Annotated in this window: 15 protein-coding genes; 5 read left to right on the top strand and 10 right to left on the bottom strand. The window is 48.4% G+C overall.

The features are described from left to right. Positions 1–78: 78 nt before the first annotated feature. A complete protein-coding gene (locus BP71_RS30575; RefSeq protein WP_496385415.1) occupies positions 79–3,159 on the bottom strand; it encodes a PVC-type heme-binding CxxCH protein in 3,081 nt (1,026 codons plus the stop codon). A 129-nt stretch (positions 3,160–3,288) separates the two neighbouring features. On the opposite strand from BP71_RS30575, the gene BP71_RS30570 reads away from it, so the two are divergent. The 3 genes from BP71_RS30570 (at position 3,289) to BP71_RS30560 (ending at position 6,314) form a co-directional block, all read left to right on the top strand. Beyond that, positions 3,289–3,876 carry a hypothetical protein gene (locus BP71_RS30570; RefSeq protein ID WP_496385414.1) on the top strand — a complete coding sequence of 196 codons (588 nt, stop codon included), beginning with the start codon at positions 3,289–3,291 and terminating at the stop codon, positions 3,874–3,876. Positions 3,877–4,139: 263 nt separating this feature from the next. Continuing rightward, positions 4,140–5,069: an alpha/beta hydrolase gene (locus BP71_RS30565; RefSeq protein ID WP_496385413.1), complete on the top strand. Its 930-nt coding sequence runs from the start codon at positions 4,140–4,142 to the stop codon at positions 5,067–5,069. Between the two features lie 27 nt (positions 5,070–5,096). Beyond that, complete coding sequence (locus BP71_RS30560) at positions 5,097–6,314, top strand: glycosyltransferase family 87 protein (RefSeq protein WP_496385412.1); 1,218 nt, start codon at positions 5,097–5,099, stop codon at positions 6,312–6,314. A 62-nt stretch (positions 6,315–6,376) separates the two neighbouring features. Here the strand turns inward: BP71_RS30560 and BP71_RS30555 are convergent, their stop codons facing one another. From BP71_RS30555 to BP71_RS30530, 6 genes are all read right to left on the bottom strand, one after another. Next, a complete protein-coding gene (locus tag BP71_RS30555; RefSeq protein ID WP_496385411.1) occupies positions 6,377–6,793 on the bottom strand; it encodes a T9SS type A sorting domain-containing protein in 417 nt (138 codons plus the stop codon). Between the two features lie 117 nt (positions 6,794–6,910). Continuing rightward, a complete protein-coding gene (moaA, locus tag BP71_RS30550) occupies positions 6,911–7,942 on the bottom strand; it encodes a GTP 3',8-cyclase MoaA (protein WP_496385410.1) in 1,032 nt (343 codons plus the stop codon). Next, positions 7,914–8,822, bottom strand: a complete 909-nt coding sequence (gene moaCB / locus BP71_RS30545) for a bifunctional molybdenum cofactor biosynthesis protein MoaC/MoaB (RefSeq protein ID WP_496385409.1) — start codon at positions 8,820–8,822, stop codon at positions 7,914–7,916. Before moaCB ends, moaA begins: the two co-directional genes overlap by 29 nt. 66 nt (positions 8,823–8,888) lie before the next feature. After that, positions 8,889–9,317, bottom strand: a complete 429-nt coding sequence (locus tag BP71_RS30540; protein WP_496385408.1) for a molybdenum cofactor biosynthesis protein MoaE — start codon at positions 9,315–9,317, stop codon at positions 8,889–8,891. Between the two features lie 23 nt (positions 9,318–9,340). Beyond that, on the bottom strand, positions 9,341–9,580 hold the full coding sequence (locus BP71_RS30535; RefSeq protein WP_496385407.1) for a MoaD/ThiS family protein: 240 nt from the start codon (positions 9,578–9,580) through the stop codon (positions 9,341–9,343). A gap of 53 nt (positions 9,581–9,633) precedes the next feature. After that, positions 9,634–10,824 (bottom strand): molybdopterin molybdotransferase MoeA, encoded by a 1,191-nt coding sequence (locus BP71_RS30530; RefSeq protein WP_496385406.1) that lies wholly within the window; start codon positions 10,822–10,824, stop codon positions 9,634–9,636. 450 nt (positions 10,825–11,274) lie between these two features. On the opposite strand from BP71_RS30530, the gene BP71_RS30525 reads away from it, so the two are divergent. Together BP71_RS30525 and BP71_RS30520 are read left to right on the top strand one after the other, a co-directional pair. Then, positions 11,275–12,042, top strand: coding sequence for a lytic transglycosylase domain-containing protein (locus tag BP71_RS30525; RefSeq protein ID WP_496385405.1), 768 nt, complete (start codon positions 11,275–11,277; stop codon positions 12,040–12,042). Between the two features lie 132 nt (positions 12,043–12,174). Then, positions 12,175–12,618, top strand: a complete 444-nt coding sequence (locus BP71_RS30520; RefSeq protein ID WP_496385404.1) for a peptidylprolyl isomerase — start codon at positions 12,175–12,177, stop codon at positions 12,616–12,618. A gap of 135 nt (positions 12,619–12,753) precedes the next feature. Here the strand turns inward: BP71_RS30520 and BP71_RS30515 are convergent, their stop codons facing one another. The 3 genes from BP71_RS30515 to purH all read right to left on the bottom strand — a co-directional run bounded on the left by BP71_RS30515 (position 12,754) and on the right by purH (position 16,950). Further along, positions 12,754–14,373, bottom strand: a complete 1,620-nt coding sequence (locus BP71_RS30515) for a sodium:solute symporter family transporter (RefSeq protein WP_496385403.1) — start codon at positions 14,371–14,373, stop codon at positions 12,754–12,756. 161 nt (positions 14,374–14,534) lie between these two features. Continuing rightward, positions 14,535–15,353, bottom strand: a complete 819-nt coding sequence (locus BP71_RS30510) for a hypothetical protein (protein ID WP_496385402.1) — start codon at positions 15,351–15,353, stop codon at positions 14,535–14,537. A gap of 61 nt (positions 15,354–15,414) precedes the next feature. Continuing rightward, positions 15,415–16,950, bottom strand: coding sequence for a bifunctional phosphoribosylaminoimidazolecarboxamide formyltransferase/IMP cyclohydrolase (purH, locus tag BP71_RS30505; protein ID WP_496385401.1), 1,536 nt, complete (start codon positions 16,948–16,950; stop codon positions 15,415–15,417). Positions 16,951–17,117: the final 167 nt, after the last annotated feature.

The following is a 17,117-nucleotide window of genomic DNA, read 5'->3' as shown; positions in this document are numbered from 1 at the left end:
GAAAATGAAAGCAAAAAACTAGAAGTGGACAGGTATTGATGGAAATAAAAGGAGGAGCCTGATAGCTCCTCCTTTTTGTTATTTCTTCAGATTACTCAAATAATCCACCAGACTCACCAGTTCCTCTGTACTGAGCGCGTCCTGCAAGCCAGCAGGCATCATCGAATCCTTTAACTGCTTTATCGATTTTACTTGCGACATTTTGTATTCCTGCGTCGATCCGCCGGGGAATTTAAGGATCAGGTCTGTCTCTGTTTTGCTGGAAACAATCCCCGAAACAGAAGTACCGTCCTTCAATGTTACCTCAAACCCTTCATAGCCAAAACCAATTCCGGCACTTGGATCAAAAATGGCTGCATATTGCGCCTCCTTTGGCAGCTTGCTACCGATTTCAGAAAGTTTAGGGCCGAAATCCATGCCCTCTCCGTTAACCTGATGACAAACCGAGCAGTAGGAAGTGAACACCTGCTTACCTTTGCTGATATCTCCCTTCATCCCTACCAGTTCCTTAACTTCCGGATGTTTGCGTGCGACAGTCGTTGTGCCATCAAGGTATTTGGCCGCTTCCGTCTTCACCGATTTACGCCAAGCACCAGCCAACCCCTGAACTGCTGCCGTTTTGGCGTTACCACTCAGCTTTCCTTCTTTCAAAAGCACCAGCACCTGATCTTCCCCGCTCATCGTGCCTCCGAGTGACTTAGCGGCTGTGACGCGAATATCTTCCTCATAACCATTATCCGTAGCAACGGTTTTCAGAATCTCCAATGCGTCCTTGCTACCCACGGATTTCAATGACGTTAAAATACTATTGCTTTTACCTCTGTCCGCCCCCTTGACCACTTTCCAGACTGCCGGTGCACCCCCTTGCTTCATGAGCTGGGATGCTGCCGCCCCGCCCATCCTCGATGATGATTGTTCGATCGCCATCTGCAAAAGGCGGTCATTCTCCGATGCCAATTCATATTTGGCTACCAACTCGAGATATACCTGTGTTCCATACGACGCATCCAACATTTTCTTCAATGCGGCCATCGCTTCGGTATTTTGTTTTACAAATGTGGGATCCAGATGGCGCAATGCGAGTTCATTAACCTTATCCTGATCTGCCGCAGAGCCTTTCATGATTTTAAGCAATGCCAATGACTTCTCCTGGGCGGCAGGGTTGAAATCGAAAGCCCGGAAGTACCTTAGCCGGCTTTTCAAATCCACGGCCGGATCTCCTGCCAGGGATGCGAGCAACTGCACCGATTCTTTTCCGCGAGCGCGCCACACAAGGTCTTTTCCCGCTTGCGTCGCTACCGGATTCGCTCCCGCCTTAACCAGCCAAGCCTTGAAGAATATGTCCCACTGCCCATCCGCACCGATTCCCAGCGCCTCCAGATACCAGCGGTCTTTACCATCGTATTGTTGCGCCAGTTGTGCCCAAAGAATGGGAGCCTCAGCCGATTTGTTGTGATACAGGGCTAATGCGCATTCACGGCGTACCTGCGGATCGGAATCTTTGGCCAGCACTTTGATATAATTGATTACATCGAGATGACTGGATTCTCCTGCGGCGCGCAGGCCGGCTATACGCAGGTCAGGATTGGTCTCTTTTACTGCCAGGTCGACGGTTTTCTTTGCGGTGATTGCCCATTTGCTCAGCAACCACAGCGCCCGTGCCCGCATGCGGGGTTCAGCCTTTTTGTCTGCAAAAAGTCTTTCCAGTGAGGGAGCTGCCTTCGGCCCCATTGCGTTCAATGCATTCCAGGCCTGATAGCGTACCGAAAGGCTTGGCCCCTGTAATGCTTCAAGTGCGCCCTGCACAGTTGTAAAATCGAATTTCGGAATGCGGTAAGGTGTATTCACAGGCGCAATGCGATAAATGCGTCCTTTGGCCTGATCGCCTGCCTGGTGACCACCTACACCCGGATCATACCAATCGGAAACCAGCAGGGACCCATCCGGAGCAACACAGACATCCGATGGGCGGAACCATTGATCTCTTTTACCATCGACGATATTGACAATCCCGGCCTTGTAACCCGCCCCCGCTTTCTCAACCGGATACGAACGCACCACATTATGACCGGGTTCGCAATGGATTATCTGCCCCCAGAATTCCTTAGGCAATAGCTTGCCTTCGTATACTATCATGCCGGTTGGTGAGCCGGAACCTGTCTGTAACAGGTTAGGCACCACACCAGGATCATTCAGATGCCAGTGGCGATAGGGAATGGAATCTTCCATATTGGTGCGGTTCGCACGCCAGCCCGCGCCTGTCATTTCGTCGGTATATCCGTAATTACCGTGTTGCATGACGTAATTGATACGCACACCCTTATTACCGTCATCGTCGTTATCCGACTGCCACATTGTACCGTAGCTGTCTACCGCTACTTCATAGTTATTACGGAAATTGTTACCCAGCACTTCAATATTGGTAAAATCAGGATCACAGCGGAAAACCATTCCCTGTTTCAGTTTCTTGAAATCGATCGGCTGTCCGTCTTTCCCGATGACAGGATTTCCCTTTCCATCCAGCAAGCGACCTCCTTCGTTTCCGAAATTGAAATACAACTTACCGTCCGGTCCGAAAACGAACGCGTGCATTCCGTGATCATGCTGATCGCCGCCTATTCCTTCAAAAATGACTTCTTTTTTATCCGCTTTCAAGTCGCCGTCCTCGTCGGTAAAGAGCCATACGTATGGGCTTTGTGAAACAATCACCTTGTTGCCCATTACCCAAACCCCTAATGGCGCATTGATTTCCTTACCCTGGTAAAACACCGTCGATTTATCCGACTTCCCGTCTCCATTGGTATCTTCCAGCACCACAATGCGGTCCCCCTCATTTTTAACAGGATTGCCATTAATGGCTGGTCGGTAATTGTAGGCTTCACAAACCCATACACGTCCCAGGTGATCGACATCGATGTTGGTGGGGTTTGTAATCGTGGGTTCCGAAGCAAAAAGGGACGCTTCCAGCCCGTTGGCGACAGTCAGACCAGCGATAGCGTACCTTGAAGACCGCTTTTGCGCGTCAGAAAGGTCTTTATAGAGCGTATCGGCAGTCGCCGCGTCAATAGTACTGGGATTGGAACGCTGATAAGAGGCGACCATCAAACCGGCCAGCAGGCAACCGGCTGGAAAGAGGATAAGCGATTTTTTTAAGTTCATGGGTAAATCGGGCGTTTTCGGGCCTTGAATCAGAAAGCGTTATGCTCGACCCAAAGCCTAAACGTGTCATTTTTACAAATAATAATTTTTATTTAGTTTATAAGAGACCACCGACTCACATTTACTATCATGAACAAGACTTTTTTTTCCTGCATTGCGCTCTGCTTCGCCGCGGAGGTTTCGGCCCAGAATATCCCTGCCGCAGAGGTACAGATCAAGACTGCCGTGATGGCGGCACCCGCTGATAAACAGGCTGGTGCGAAAGTTTATGGCTATGGACCCGACGGAACATTCAAGATCCTCCGTGATGGCAGTAATGATTTCGTTTGCCTGGCCGATGACCCCAAGAAAGAGGACATTAATGTGTCGTGCTACTTTGCTGAACTCGAACCTTTTATGGAGCGCGGCCGCGTGCTGGCGAAGGAGGGAAAGAACCCCAAGGATATCTTCGACATTCGCGAAAAGGAAGTTAAAAACGGGACATTGAAAATGCCGAAGCAATCTTCCACGTTATACGTCCTGTCGGGATCGAAGGACAATTATGACGCGACTACCGGCGCTCTTAAAAACGGTTACCTTCGGTATGTCGTTTACATTCCCTTCGCCACCGCCGAAAGCACCGGTCTCCCGTTGAAACCCGATGTTCCGGGCATGCCTTGGATCATGGACCCCGGTACCCATCGCGCGCACATCATGATCAACCCACCGAAGCCATAAATCGACCTTTTGTTTGCCGGATAATACCGAGCAAGTAAACGATGAATTACAAACGGCCCGGTGGCTTTCGAACGGTCGCGAACATACCATTCAGCCAACTCGAGTGGTGCTGGAAAAGCATGATTGAAAAAGTCGTTTTTCGCCCGTCGATGTTGCCGTGGGGTATGCAGCTCAGCCAGATTTGCAAGTAAAACGATGGTTACCTGCGATTTGAGGGTATATTGCTAAAATATGCGTCTTTTCGTGGAAAAGTTAGAAAATCAATGAAGAAAACAACACGTATCCTCACAATTTTGAGCCTGCTCGCGTTATCTGTTCCATCTATGGCACAAACCGAAACCATTAACCTTTGGCCTGAAGGTAAAATACCCAATTCTAAAAATAACAGCGTTGAAGAGAAGTCGGTTACCGATGCGCAAGGAATCTTGCGCATCAGTGGCGTAACCGTTCCAACCATTGCAGCATATATTGCCCCAAGTGAAATAGCCACCGGCGCGGCGGTGATGATCTGCCCGGGTGGCGGCTATGGTATCCTGGCGGCTTCCCACGAGGGCAGTGATTTTGCCAAATGGTTCAATGAGCGCGGCATTTCCGCGTTCGTACTGAAATACCGCCTACCCAGCGACAAAGCAATGACACACCAGCACGAGGTTCCGTTAATGGACGCTATGCAGGGCATGAAACTGATCCGCCAAAACGCCGGGAAATGGAATATCGACGTCAACAAAATCGGTGTAATGGGCTTCTCCGCGGGCGGACACCTCGCTGCGACACTCTCCACACATCACAACATGGGCGAGAAAGCATCTCCGGATGGCAAACCGAATTTTTCAATACTCATTTATCCGGTTATCTCTTTCCAGCCTGCTATCTCACATGGCGGCTCGCGTGACAACCTGTTGGGGCCTGAGAAGTCCGACGAACTGATCAAATACTACTCGAACGAGCTGCAGGTTTCGGATCAGACGCCTCCGGCCTTCCTTGTCCATGCGATGGACGACACGGGTGTGCCGGTCGAGAACAGCATCGAATACTACCTGGCATTGAAAAAGGAAAAAATACCCGCTGAAATGCATTTATACCCCAAAGGCGGGCATGGCTACGGCATGCGTACCGAGGGCAAAGGTTCTCTCGCCAACTGGCCCGCAGCTATGGAAGGCTGGCTAAAAGCATCGGGCTATCAGAAAAATTAATGTGTGAGGATAATTTAATCCCTAGTTTTGAGAAAAAAATCAAGGATTAATCAGTTCATGGACGCTTTCAACCGCCTTGTAGTCAGTAAGAAGTCATTGCTATTTATTGTTTTGGGTATTGCGGCATTTGCCACGCTCCAATCGATATTCTCGCATCCCAAAACATTTGCCAACCAACCACAGCTCTATACTACCTACAATAACTACGTCATTTTCAAACAATCTTTCTTTCACCTGATAGAGGGAAAGAATTTGTATAGATGGCATACTACGGAACATTGGGATTTGTACAAATACAGCCCCGCATTTGCGCTGGTCTTCGGAATTTTTTCCGTCATGCCGACCATGCTGGGTCTGTTTTTCTGGAATCTGCTCAATGTCGCAGTGCTGTTTTTTTCGGTCTACAACCTTCCACGGATCGACATCCGCACCAAGGGGCTGATGGTCGCGTTTATGCTGGTGGAGCTCCTTACAGCTACGCAGAATGAACAAAGCAATGCATTGATCGCCGGCCTGCTGTTGTTTGCATTTGGTTTCCTGGAAAAGGATAAGTACTGGCTGGCGTCGCTGTGCATCGTGTGCACGATCTATATCAAACTATTCGGTATTGTTGCGCTGGCGATATATCTGCTGTATCCCAACAAGTTCAAACTGGCCTATACAACGGCCGCCTGGGTCGTTTTGCTCACGATACTACCTATTCTCGTTGTTAGCCCCAATCAGTTTGTATCTCTGTACAAAAACTGGGGACGGCTCCTGGCTGCGGACCGTGACTTTTCGGATGGCCTTTCCGTTATCGGCTGGCTGAAAATCTGGTTTTCGTGGAATGTAAATAAAACCTATGTTAACCTTGCCGGAATAGTGCTGTTCTGCCTGCCGCTGCTCAGAATCAAACAGTATGGCAATTTTGTATTCCGTGCATTGATGCTGGCTTCGGTACTGGTGTGGGTCGTCATTTTCAATCACCGCGCCGAGTCTCCGACCTTCATAATAGCCATTGCAGGCGTGGCAGTGTGGTACTACTTCCAGGCGCCTACCAAACTGAACTACACCCTCTTAGTGCTTGCATTTGTCTTCACGACATTGTCACCTACGGACCTGTTCCCTAAGTTCGTTCGCGACAATTTCTTCTGGCCGTATGTGATCAAGGCAGTACCCTGCATCATCATTTGGGGTAAAATCATTTACGACCTGCTCGCAACCGAATTACTCCCCCGACCGACGGAAGTGGAAACTGCACAATAAAAAAGCGTTACAGGAATGCTGCGGCTGCATCCTGTAACGCCGGAAATATATTGCTCGTCTCGCTAGTTTGCTCCCATCAAGGTCCTATTCACCTCCCGCACCTCCTTGGTAGACAGATAGACGTTCTTCACGATTTTCTCGCGATCATTCGAGATTTCAATGGTATACACACCGTCGTTCATTTCATCGAAATTCAATTTTCGACCTACTTTGCTAAGGTATTTAGGGATAAACTCCTCGTGCAGGAGATTTCCTTTGCTATCCAACAACCGGATTGCCACTTTCTCTCCTTTTTCTTTCTCCATCATCACATTCATCGACATGGTGTCGCGAACACGATACATACCCACACGAAACTTTTCGCAGGTATTGTTTTTACATTCGGCTTTGGGTTCAACAATGGGATCCGCCTGGATCTGAGCGGCGATAAAAAATAATCCGAAAGTAGCGGCTGCAGTGGCTTTTAAGATGTTCGTCATGGCTTAATGAAGGTTAACTGATTGGTATTTGCTAAACTATTTTGCACCAATGAGGTAACCGACCCGGTCCATGTTGCTTACAAAGTTTGGACGGTTCAAAATGAGGGCTGAGCGGCGCTACCCCCCAATCGCGATCATTTCGCGGTTTTGTTCATATTCCGCCTTCGCCTGCTGTTCGGAGAACCCGGCATGGCCGCCGTGTGCGAAGTGTTTCTTGTGAAAGTGAGCGTAAATAAGCGGACTAATGTCTTCGCCTTTGCGCAGAGGTGTCAGCAGATCCGCCTCCGAAGTATCGAAAAGGCAGTTTTTCAGCTTACCATCCGCGGTGAGACGTATACGGTTGCAACCTTCACAAAACGGATGGGTCACCGTCCCGATAATACCGAAAGTACCGGCACCGCCATTTACCTGGAACCGCTTCGCCGTATCATGCAATTCTCCCGGCACAGGCTGGAATTCAAAGTCTTTGCCGACAGTTTCCAGCAGATCAGCATAGGAAACAATTTTGGAGAGATCCCATTGATTACCCTTGAAAGGCATGAACTCTATGAAACGAACATGGAGATTAGGCTCATCCAGGGTCAATCTGACAAAATCATTGACTTCGTCGTCGTTCGTGCCGCGCATGACGACCATGTTTACTTTCACCACAAAGCCTTCTTTCAAAAGCAGTTGAATATGGTCGAGCGTCTTTTTGAAATGGTCCCGTTTCGTAATAGCCTTAAAGCGGTCTTCCTTTAAAGTATCGAGGCTAACGTTCAACGACGTAACCCCTGCGTCTTTCATTTGAGACAAAAACTGGTCTATATAAACAGCATTGGTCGTGAGCGTCAGCGAGGTAGGTAATTTACCAAGGCTGGAAATAATCTCGCCGGCATCTTTCCTTACCAGCGGTTCACCGCCGGTAAGCCGGATCTTTTCGACCCCCATTTCTACAAATAGCCCGGCGATATGGGAAATCTCATCCGCCTGCATCAGCCATTTGGTTGGCATAAACTGCATATCCTCCTGCGGCATACAATAGGTACAACGCAGATTACACTTATCCGTCAGCGAAATGCGCAGATAAGTATGCTTCCGACCAAATATATCTATAATAGGCAATGCCATCAGCGTATTCCTAATCGTGTTTCTTTCCTTCCAAAACATTAAAAACGTGTAAAACATGCGGGAAAAGCGCATCGATATATTCCGTAACGCCCCCGGTGCTCCCCGGCATCGTGATTACAAGCGTTTCATCCATAAAACCCGCTACCGATCTGGATAGCATTGATGTCGGAACCCTTTCCTGGCCATATTGCCGGGCAGTTTCGACAATACCCGGAATTTCCCTGTCCAGCAGCTCGGCTACCGCCTCCGGCGTCACATCACGGGGTGATAACCCCGTACCGCCGGTGATCAATACCATATCATAACCAGCTTCCTGCAATGTACGCAACTTGTCCTGAATGCCTGCCTTATCGTCCGCAATGATACTGTAATCGCTCACATCCAGCCGGAACGCACCCAGCTTCTCAACGATCTTTTTACCTGACTTGTCTTCACCGATACCTTTTGAAATGCTGTCCGAGCAAACCACTACCGCCACTTTCAATCCATCCGGAGCTGTTTTGCGATCGCTTTTACCCCCTTTCTTTTCCAGCAGCCTGATATTCCGGATCTCAACCCCTTTATCGATCGGCTTAAGCATGTCGTACATCGTCAATGCGACTACCGAAGCGCCGTGCATAGCCTCTACTTCCACGCCGGTTTTGTAAATAGTCTTGACCGTCAGCTCGATAACGATGGTCAAATCCTCAATCCGGTATTGGACTCCTGTATACTCCACCGGAATGGGGTGACAGTCCGGCAATAGGTCGGGTGTTTTTTTAACCGCAAGAAAGCCGGCCGCCTTCGCCATTTCGAAGACATCGCCCTTAGGTACTGCGCGGTTCCGGATCGCCTCCACCGTCTCCGGTTTGCTTACCTGCACGATAGCCTGCGCAGTAGCAACACGAAGTGTATTTGTTTTATGCGTAATATCAACCATTTATGATTTTGAATGACGAATATTCCGTCGCAATGCACGAAATAACAGGTTGTCTCTTGACTCGATCTACTTGTTTTCCTTCCACAGATGGCCGGCTTCGCCGACCAGCTCTTTACCGAAAATCGGCACATTCGCTTTGATTTCCTCCACGATGTATTCGGATGCTTCGAATGCCGCTCTGCGGTGCGGGGATGAGACGAATACAAACAGGCTGATTTCACCAGTCGGGACGAGGCCCAGGCTGTGATAAATATGCATGCATGTCAGCTCGAACTTCGCAAATGCGGCTTCCCTGATCACATAGAAGGCCTGTTCTGCCATTTCCTCGTAGGCGGTATACTCAATACCCGTCACGGCACCGCCTTCTTTCACGTCAGCACGGATCTGGCCGAGAAAAATAGCATGCGCACCAATACCTGTTTTGGACTGATGGCTGGCAATGGACTTCGAAACAAAATCAGGACTGATAGGTCCTTGTACAAATACCTTTTTCACGTATAGTTTTCTCTGGTTATCTCCTACCCTCCAGCAAACGGCGGCAGCAATGCGATTTCGGCGGGTATCTCGATGGGAACGAAATCCTCCGAGATCTTCTGGTTTACTGCAATCTTGAATTTCTTATCCCGCATGGCAGGATATTTCTCCATAATCTGCGATCGGAAATTGCCCACTGTCATTGCCCGGTCCGCCGTCCAGATTTCGTCCGACATTCCCGCAATTTCCGCCAGCATTCCGAAATATTTGACATGAAAGCTCATTGGTTCCGATTTGGCCTGATATGCAATGTAAACCCCATTTGCGTCCCGCAGGTTCAGAACGGGAGCAAGTGAACCTCTACCAGGTCGCCTGCCTGTATCCTATTCTGATGCACGGGAAGATAAATGAGCGCGTCCGCCACTGCGAACGACCCGATCACAAACGACTCTTGTCCATCCAGCGGCACCACTTCCCTGCCATCTATTTTTGCTTTCAGAAATTCGTCCCGTTCGCCATCGAATGCATACGCTCCGCGGATCGGCATCAAACGGGATTTCATAAACGGATCGTTCCATCCTGTCATCCGGCGCAATGCAGGAAGTACATATTCATAATAGCAAACCAGCGACGAAGCCGGGTTCCCGGGCAGGGCAAAAATCAGTTTTCCCGCTTTCTTCCCGAACAGCAAAGGCTTACCCGGTTTTTGTCTCACCTTGTAAAAGATGGTTTCGGCTCCCAGAGCTTCCAGAGCCGCCCCTACGAAGTCGTAATCGCCTACCGAAATCCCACCGGAGGCCAGTACGACGTCGTGACTTTCCAATAATTTGTCAAGTCCCCGGATCGTATCCTCCAGATCATCAGAGGTATAACCAACCTCCACGTTCTGAATACCTTCTTGCCGCAATGCACCCGCAAGCATTGCTGAGTTGGACTCATATATTTTGCCCGGCACCAGCGTGTCGCCAGCATGCAGCAGTTCGTCACCCGTTACCAGTAACCCGATAGTGGGTTTACGACGTATCATTACCTCGTTGACATTCATACCTTTCAAAAACCCGATGGCGCCGGGTGACACCGGCGTACCGGCAGACAATGCAACAGTCCCCTCCCGAATCTGCTGCCCCACCCGCCTTATGTTTTTCCCTTCGGTAACCGGGAACTCGTGGACAGTCAATGCATCACCTTTCCGGGAAGTGTTTTCCTGCATTACCACCGCAGTCGCATGATCGGGTACAGGCGCGCCCGTGAATATCCTCACAGCTGTCCCCGGCAACAGCTCAGGCAACTTAGTTTGTCCCGCCCTGGATTCTCCTGTGATCCTCAACACTACGTCCTTTTCACGGATATCCGAACTCCAAATCGCGTAGCCGTCCATGGACGACTGCCGAAAAGGCGGCAACGAGATCGGTGCGATCACGTCCTCCGCCAGCACACTACCCAATGCAATCTCAAGACCACATCGAACTACCGGCAGGGGGGATGCATTTGCAATAATTCTTTCTTTCGCCTCGTTGACAGTGACCATATTTCGAAAAGATATCCGGAAATGCAAGTTACTACATTCGATGCAGCAAACGGACTCACTTTTTAGGGGGAAAGCCAAAACTGGTTACTCAAATCCAGATAATACCAGATTTTGGATTTACAATAGTTTGTAACCGATTGATTATCAATATAAAATTAAAATTCAAAATTAGCCAATCACAATAAAATTATATATTCCCCCAAAACTTACAATTTGCACAAAGCAGATTTTACCAATTAAAATTTTTGTTTCCAGCTTTTCAACAAAGACTTTTTCCTTATATACGCCTCAAACACCAAATTACCCACTCTTTAATTTGTCCTAGAATTACTTTTACTAATCGCCTATCAATCAGTTTTTTAGTCCGTTTTGAAATATTATTAATTCAATACCGTTATCTTTGCACTCTGGCTAGATGCCTAAAATGATGTTTCACGAAATACAACATGCATGATTAGACTTATCTTTATGGCCTTCTCAATCGCAATATTTGGGAAATCCCCGGTGAGCGAGGTGGAGGTGGAAAAGAAGGAGCTGAAAGAAACCAACATTATTGATTCAGATCTTCTTGCTATTGACTTCTGTGGCGAGGCTATCCCATTATCAGAGCTTCGAATCGCCGAGCGATATCAAAACATGATCAGAAATTACGACAACCCCACTTTTCGTAAGCTGATGACCAAGACCAAAAAGAGAATGCGGATCATTGAACCCATTCTTAAGAAGTACGGAGTACCAGCCGATTTTAAATATATTCCTTTGATAGAGAGCGCAATGAGCGATGATGTCACCTCACATCGCGGCGCAGGCGGGTACTGGCAATTAATGCCTTCCACCGCAAAATCTCTCGGGCTGGTTGTAAACGAAACCAGGGACGACCGCAAACATTTGGTCAAATCGACCCACGCAGCAGGTAAATACCTGCGCAATTTATACCGCCAGCTGGGTTCCTGGACATTGGTTGCCGCTGCATACAACGCAGGTCCGACGCACATCCAAAACAGGATGGATTCGCAAAATAAAGACGATTATTTCAAACTCCGGCTGAATTCGGAAACCGCAAGATATCTCTACAAGGTGCTTGCTGTAAAAGAATGGTTCTCCAATCCGGAAAGAAGCCGTGAATGGGGAAGCGGCGAGGTCGTCGACCGCCTGTCGGCATTCAAAACCGAGCAGAAAAAAATGGCAGCACTGGCCAAAGCCGACGCAGGATCGTAATCCCAGCTATTTTATTTTGACCGTTCATGAGAAGAAAAGGATACATTATCCTTTTCTTTGTGTTGTTAATGCACAAGGCTCAACAGCCTTTCGGACAACGTACCTTTTTATCCAAAATACTCTTTAAAACACATGACAAAAGCGGAAATGATCACTGACAAAGGGACCATGCTGATCGAATTCTACGATGAGGATGCACCCGGAACAGTGAAAAACTTTGTTGACCTTTCTAAAAAAGGCTTTTACGACGGTTTGATCTTCCACCGTGTGATCCCCGATTTCATGGTACAGGGCGGCGATCCTACCGGAACCGGTCGTGGGGGACCAGGTTACAAAATCGACTGCGAACTGACTGGTGGTAACCAATATCATGACCGTGGTGTGCTTTCCATGGCACACGCCGGACGCAATACCGGTGGTTCTCAGTTCTTCATCTGCCACAGTAGAAATAACACCGCGCATCTGGACAGAAACCATACCTGCTTCGGCCGTGTGGTAGAAGGCGTGGAGACAGTAGATCTGATCCGTCAGGGTGACAAAATCCAGAAGATTACGATCATCGAAGAGGAGGCGTAAGCCCTTCGGAAATATTAGTGTGGTAACCACCACAGAGAAAGGCCGGCTGATCCATTGTACAATGGATCAGCCGGCCTTTTAATTTTAAACATGTTTGAGTTAGTACAAGCGGTTCTTTGCTACCCTCCCAATATCTCACCAGAAATGTCCATACAGATAGGAAATGATGGCTATTACAACAACCGCCCCAATCACAAACGTCCGGTGCGGCATAAACATGGAAGCATCGATGGCCAGACCTTTCCGCTCGTCGGGCAGGATCAGACCGAGAATAACCATCACAACTACACAGATCAGGAATACCAGACCCATACGATCCAGGAACGGCACCTGTGACCAGTCTGCAAACGGGAATACATTATTATGCATCGCAAGGGCGATCAGGAAACCGCCGACAATTGCGAACAAAGCACCGGCAGAGTTAGTCCTCTTCCAGAAAAAGCCCATGATAAACGAGGCAAAAATACCCGGTGATAACAGACCGGTCATTTCCTGAATAAACTGGAAGCCTCCTTTTTTATCGATACCCATATAAGGCGACACGATGATCGCGATGATCATCGAGATTACCACTACGGCACGTCCGATGCGAACCAGTGTCTTTTCATCGGCATTTTTACCAATGTAATTTTTGAAAATATCCAGCGTGAAAATCGTGGAAATACTGTTTGCTTTACCCGCGAGTGAGGCAACCACGGCGGCTGTCAATGCAGCAAATGAAAGACCTTTCAAACCGGTGGGCAGCAGGTTAAGCAGTACCGGATAGGCCTTGTCTGCGTTGATTACACCGTCTTCACCCAGCATTTCGGCCTGGAACATCCCCTTGCTATACAACGCGTAAGCGGCGATACCGGGCAACACAACGATTACCGGCATCAGTAATTTCAGAAATGCAGCGAAAAGGATACCATTACGAGCCGTTTTCAGATCAGCTCCCAATGCACGCTGGGTAATATACTGATTACACCCCCAGTAATTCAGGTTCACGATCCACATACCGCCCAGCAGCACCGTCAAGCCGGGTAATTGCATGTAAAAGGGACTCGCTTTGGGGAAGATCATATGAAAGTGATCATCGTGATTTTCGCGCATTACCCTGATCCCGTTCATGATCCCTTCCACGCCGGCATTGTCGGAAACCAGGTTGATCGCCAGATAGGTTGTTGCCAATCCACCGATTACAAGGAAAAACACCTGGATCACGTCTGTAAAACCAATCACCTTCATCCCGCCAATGGTAATGATGATAGCAAAAGTCGCCAGGGCTATCATACAAAACTGAAAATTGAGGCCCGAGATACCCGACACTGCCAGTGCACCCAGGTACAGGATCGAAGTAAGGTTCACCAGAATATACAATGCGAGCCAGAACACCGCCATGATCAGACTCACCGACTGGTTATAGCGCTGACTCAGAAACTGAGGCATTGTGTAAATTTTATTCTTCAGGTAAATGGGCATAAAAAAGACGGCCACTATCACCAGTGTCGCCGCCGCCATCCACTCGTAAGTGGAGATACCCAAACCCATGGAAAACCCGTTTCCTGACATCCCGATAAACTGTTCCGCGGATATGTTGGACGCGATCAGTGATGCGCCGATGGCCCACCAGGTCAATGAGCCCTCCGCCAGGAAGAAGTCTTTCGTAGATTCAACATTTGATTTTTTCCGCTGATAAATCCAATAACCATAACCGGACACTAAAATGAAATAGAAGAAGAAAACGACATAATCCAGGGTCTGTAATTGTTGCATTTCAAATAATAAAATAGATGAATGAATGAGATGGATCAGCTTAGATCGAAACGTACATTATTTTCCGAAAATAGTACAAAATCAAAAAGGACATGGCTGTTTTGTTCCCTGTTTTCAAAAGGAGCCCATAAATATAGCTACAAGAGGATATTCATGAAGCTTTACTCTGATATTTTCTTCGAATCTTTAAAATGGTGGGGTGTATGGGGCCCATATGCCTCCTTAAACGGAACGCCGGCATTCATATCGGCTATAAATCGTTGTAAACCAGCACTACCACGCCTTGCTACCCAATAAGAAACCTCCATACCGGACGTCATATAGGCCGTCATGACGTGCTTCTGGTCACCTTTGAAAAATTCGGTGATGGTTGAAATATCATCCAGCAGGAGCATTTCGCGCCCGTTTCTCGTGTAGTAGCGCCATTCGTACCTATATGCGCGGTACCGCTCACGGGGCAATATTTCCGTCACAAATCGTCGGTCGAGCATCAATGCAAGCCCCTCATTGAACCATTGGGGAATGTCGGTTGTCGTTTTCCACCAGCCCAGTCTTGCCAGCAGTTCGATGTGCCCCATTTCATGCGCGATCACGTCAATATTCATTCCCTGCGCATTTAAAATCACAAATGAACTCCCCCAGGGCGTGCCAATGCTGCACCCCGCGCCCTCGGTACTGCTGCAATACTTCTGGTACTGCTGCGGTGTCTGACAGATGATGACTTTGGGATTTGATTTTCGGCCTGAATAGAAGGAATCGACGCGTGCTTCGGCCAGTGCTACGACGCTTTTTAGCTTGTTGTATTTGCTTTTCGAAATATCCGGACTGAAATAGACCTTTCCATTGTCCGATCTAAAACCGGAACTGGCGATCAACTCGCAGTAGAATATCTGAGGATAGAGAAAAAAGAGGCTGCCCAACAGGATGAATAATCCGGTCAGAAAGAATTGAGCAACTTTCCGGATGGGGCGGGTTTTCAAAGGGAAATTTTGTTTGCCACAAAGAACACGAAAACATTCGTGCTCTTTGTGGCATTAAAAATCAATGCTTAAAGTGACGAACCCCTGTGGTCACCATTGCAACGCCATTTGCATTGCAATAGTCAACTGAATCCTTGTCGCGGATCGAACCACCGGGCTGAACTACGGCGGTTACCCCTGCAAGATGCGCGATCTCAACGCAATCGGCAAACGGGAAGAAAGCATCAGACGCCATTACCGCGCCGTTCAGGTCAAAGCCAAATGCCTTTGCCTTCTCGATCGCCTGGCGCAATGCATCTACGCGCGAGGTTTGTCCCGTTCCGCTTGCCAGCAACTGGTTTTCCTTGGCAAGTACGATTGTATTGGATTTGGTATGCTTGCAGACTTTCAGTGCAAATTCAAGCGCAGTCAACTCATTATCAGTAGGCGCTTTCTCAGTAACAGTCGTGAATTGCGATGCCACCTCCGTAGACAGGTCCTTATCCTGTACCAGCACCCCATTCAGTATCGTTTTGAACATTACCTGGGGAAGATCCACGGCGTTACGTTTCAGCAGAATCCGATTCTTTTTGGATTTCAGCAGCTGCAATGCCTCCTCTTCATAGGCAGGTGCGATCAGGATTTCCATGAACAACTTGTTCAGCTCCTCAGCAGTGGCCAGGTCCACTTTTGTATTGGTGATCACCACACCGCCAAATGCCGACACCGGGTCGCATGCCAGCGCATTGTCATAGGCTTGCTTCGCGGTGGGAGCCGTGGCGATACCGCAGGCGTTGGTATGTTTGATGATTGCGAATGTAGGCTCCGCGTCGACGAATTCATCGATCAGGCTCACACACGCGTCTACATCTACAAGATTGTTGTAAGAAAGTTCTTTCCCGTGCAGTTTATCGAAAATACCTTCCAGGTCGCCGTAATAGGTCGCATTCTGGTGTGGATTTTCGCCGTAACGCAATGTTTGCGAGGCCAGGCTGGTAAAGTCGAAGAGATCTTTTTCGGTTTTCTCCTTTCCGGTCGTAAAAAAGCGGTTGATCGCCCCGTCGTAGTGCGAGGAAACTCCGAATGCCTGACCAGCGTAATACCGGCGGTCTTCGATATCGGTTGCACCTGCCTTCGCATTCAGCAACTCCACCACCTCTGCATACTGGCTGCGGGAAGAGACGATCAGCGTATCTTTAAAATTCTTGGCAGTTGCGCGGATCAGTGAAATACCGCCAATGTCTATTTTCTCGATGATTTCTTCCTCGCTCGCGCCGGATGCTACGGTCTCCTCGAAAGGATATAGATCTACCACCACCATATCGATAGCAGGGATATTATATTGCTGTGCCTGTGCCACATCTCCTTCGTCGTCCCGACGATACAGAATGCCGCCCATAATCGCAGGGTGCAATGTTTTTACACGTCCTCCGAAAATGGAAGGATAGCCGGTAAGTTCCTCGGCAGCAGTTACAGGAACACCCAGGTTTTCAATGAAAGTCTGCGTTCCTCCGGTCGAGTAAAGCTTGACATCATTGTTATGCAAGAGGCGGACCAAAGGCTCAAGTCCGTCTTTGTAATAAACAGAAATAAGCGCGGATTGGATTTTTTTAGACATTGTGCAACGTTTGCTCTAAGATTACAAATGCGGGATTTTGCTTACTTTCAGCTTTTCGGCGGGTCCCATGTTGAAAAATAAACCGCAAAGATAGCCGAAAAAAGTACGAAGTCTGAATCGAAGCAGCCGAAAAACAAAACGTTATCATTCTGAAATCAAGTTTAAAA

Source organism: Dyadobacter ginsengisoli DSM 21015 (genome assembly GCF_059568735.1).
This window is presented reverse-complemented; position numbering and strand designations above follow the sequence as displayed.

Bases quoted from the DNA above. Each gene is read 5' to 3' on its own strand.
- BP71_RS30530 (WP_496385406.1), bottom strand. From the start codon at position 10,824: ATGGTCACTGTCAACGAGGCGAAAGAAAGAATTATTGCAAATGCATCC.
- BP71_RS30570 (WP_496385414.1), top strand. From the start codon at position 3,289: ATGAACAAGACTTTTTTTTCCTGCATTGCGCTCTGCTTCGCCGCGGAG.
- BP71_RS30555 (WP_496385411.1), bottom strand. From the start codon at position 6,793: ATGACGAACATCTTAAAAGCCACTGCAGCCGCTACTTTCGGATTATTT.
- purH (WP_496385401.1), bottom strand. From the start codon at position 16,950: ATGTCTAAAAAAATCCAATCCGCGCTTATTTCTGTTTATTACAAAGAC.
- moaA (WP_496385410.1), bottom strand. From the start codon at position 7,942: ATGTTTTGGAAGGAAAGAAACACGATTAGGAATACGCTGATGGCATTG.
- BP71_RS30535 (WP_496385407.1), bottom strand. From the start codon at position 9,580: ATGAGCTTTCATGTCAAATATTTCGGAATGCTGGCGGAAATTGCGGGA.
- BP71_RS30525 (WP_496385405.1), top strand. From the start codon at position 11,275: ATGATTAGACTTATCTTTATGGCCTTCTCAATCGCAATATTTGGGAAA.
- BP71_RS30520 (WP_496385404.1), top strand. From the start codon at position 12,175: ATGACAAAAGCGGAAATGATCACTGACAAAGGGACCATGCTGATCGAA.
- BP71_RS30575 (WP_496385415.1), bottom strand. From the start codon at position 3,159: ATGAACTTAAAAAAATCGCTTATCCTCTTTCCAGCCGGTTGCCTGCTG.
- BP71_RS30515 (WP_496385403.1), bottom strand. From the start codon at position 14,373: ATGCAACAATTACAGACCCTGGATTATGTCGTTTTCTTCTTCTATTTC.
- BP71_RS30565 (WP_496385413.1), top strand. From the start codon at position 4,140: ATGAAGAAAACAACACGTATCCTCACAATTTTGAGCCTGCTCGCGTTA.
- moaCB (WP_496385409.1), bottom strand. From the start codon at position 8,822: ATGGTTGATATTACGCATAAAACAAATACACTTCGTGTTGCTACTGCG.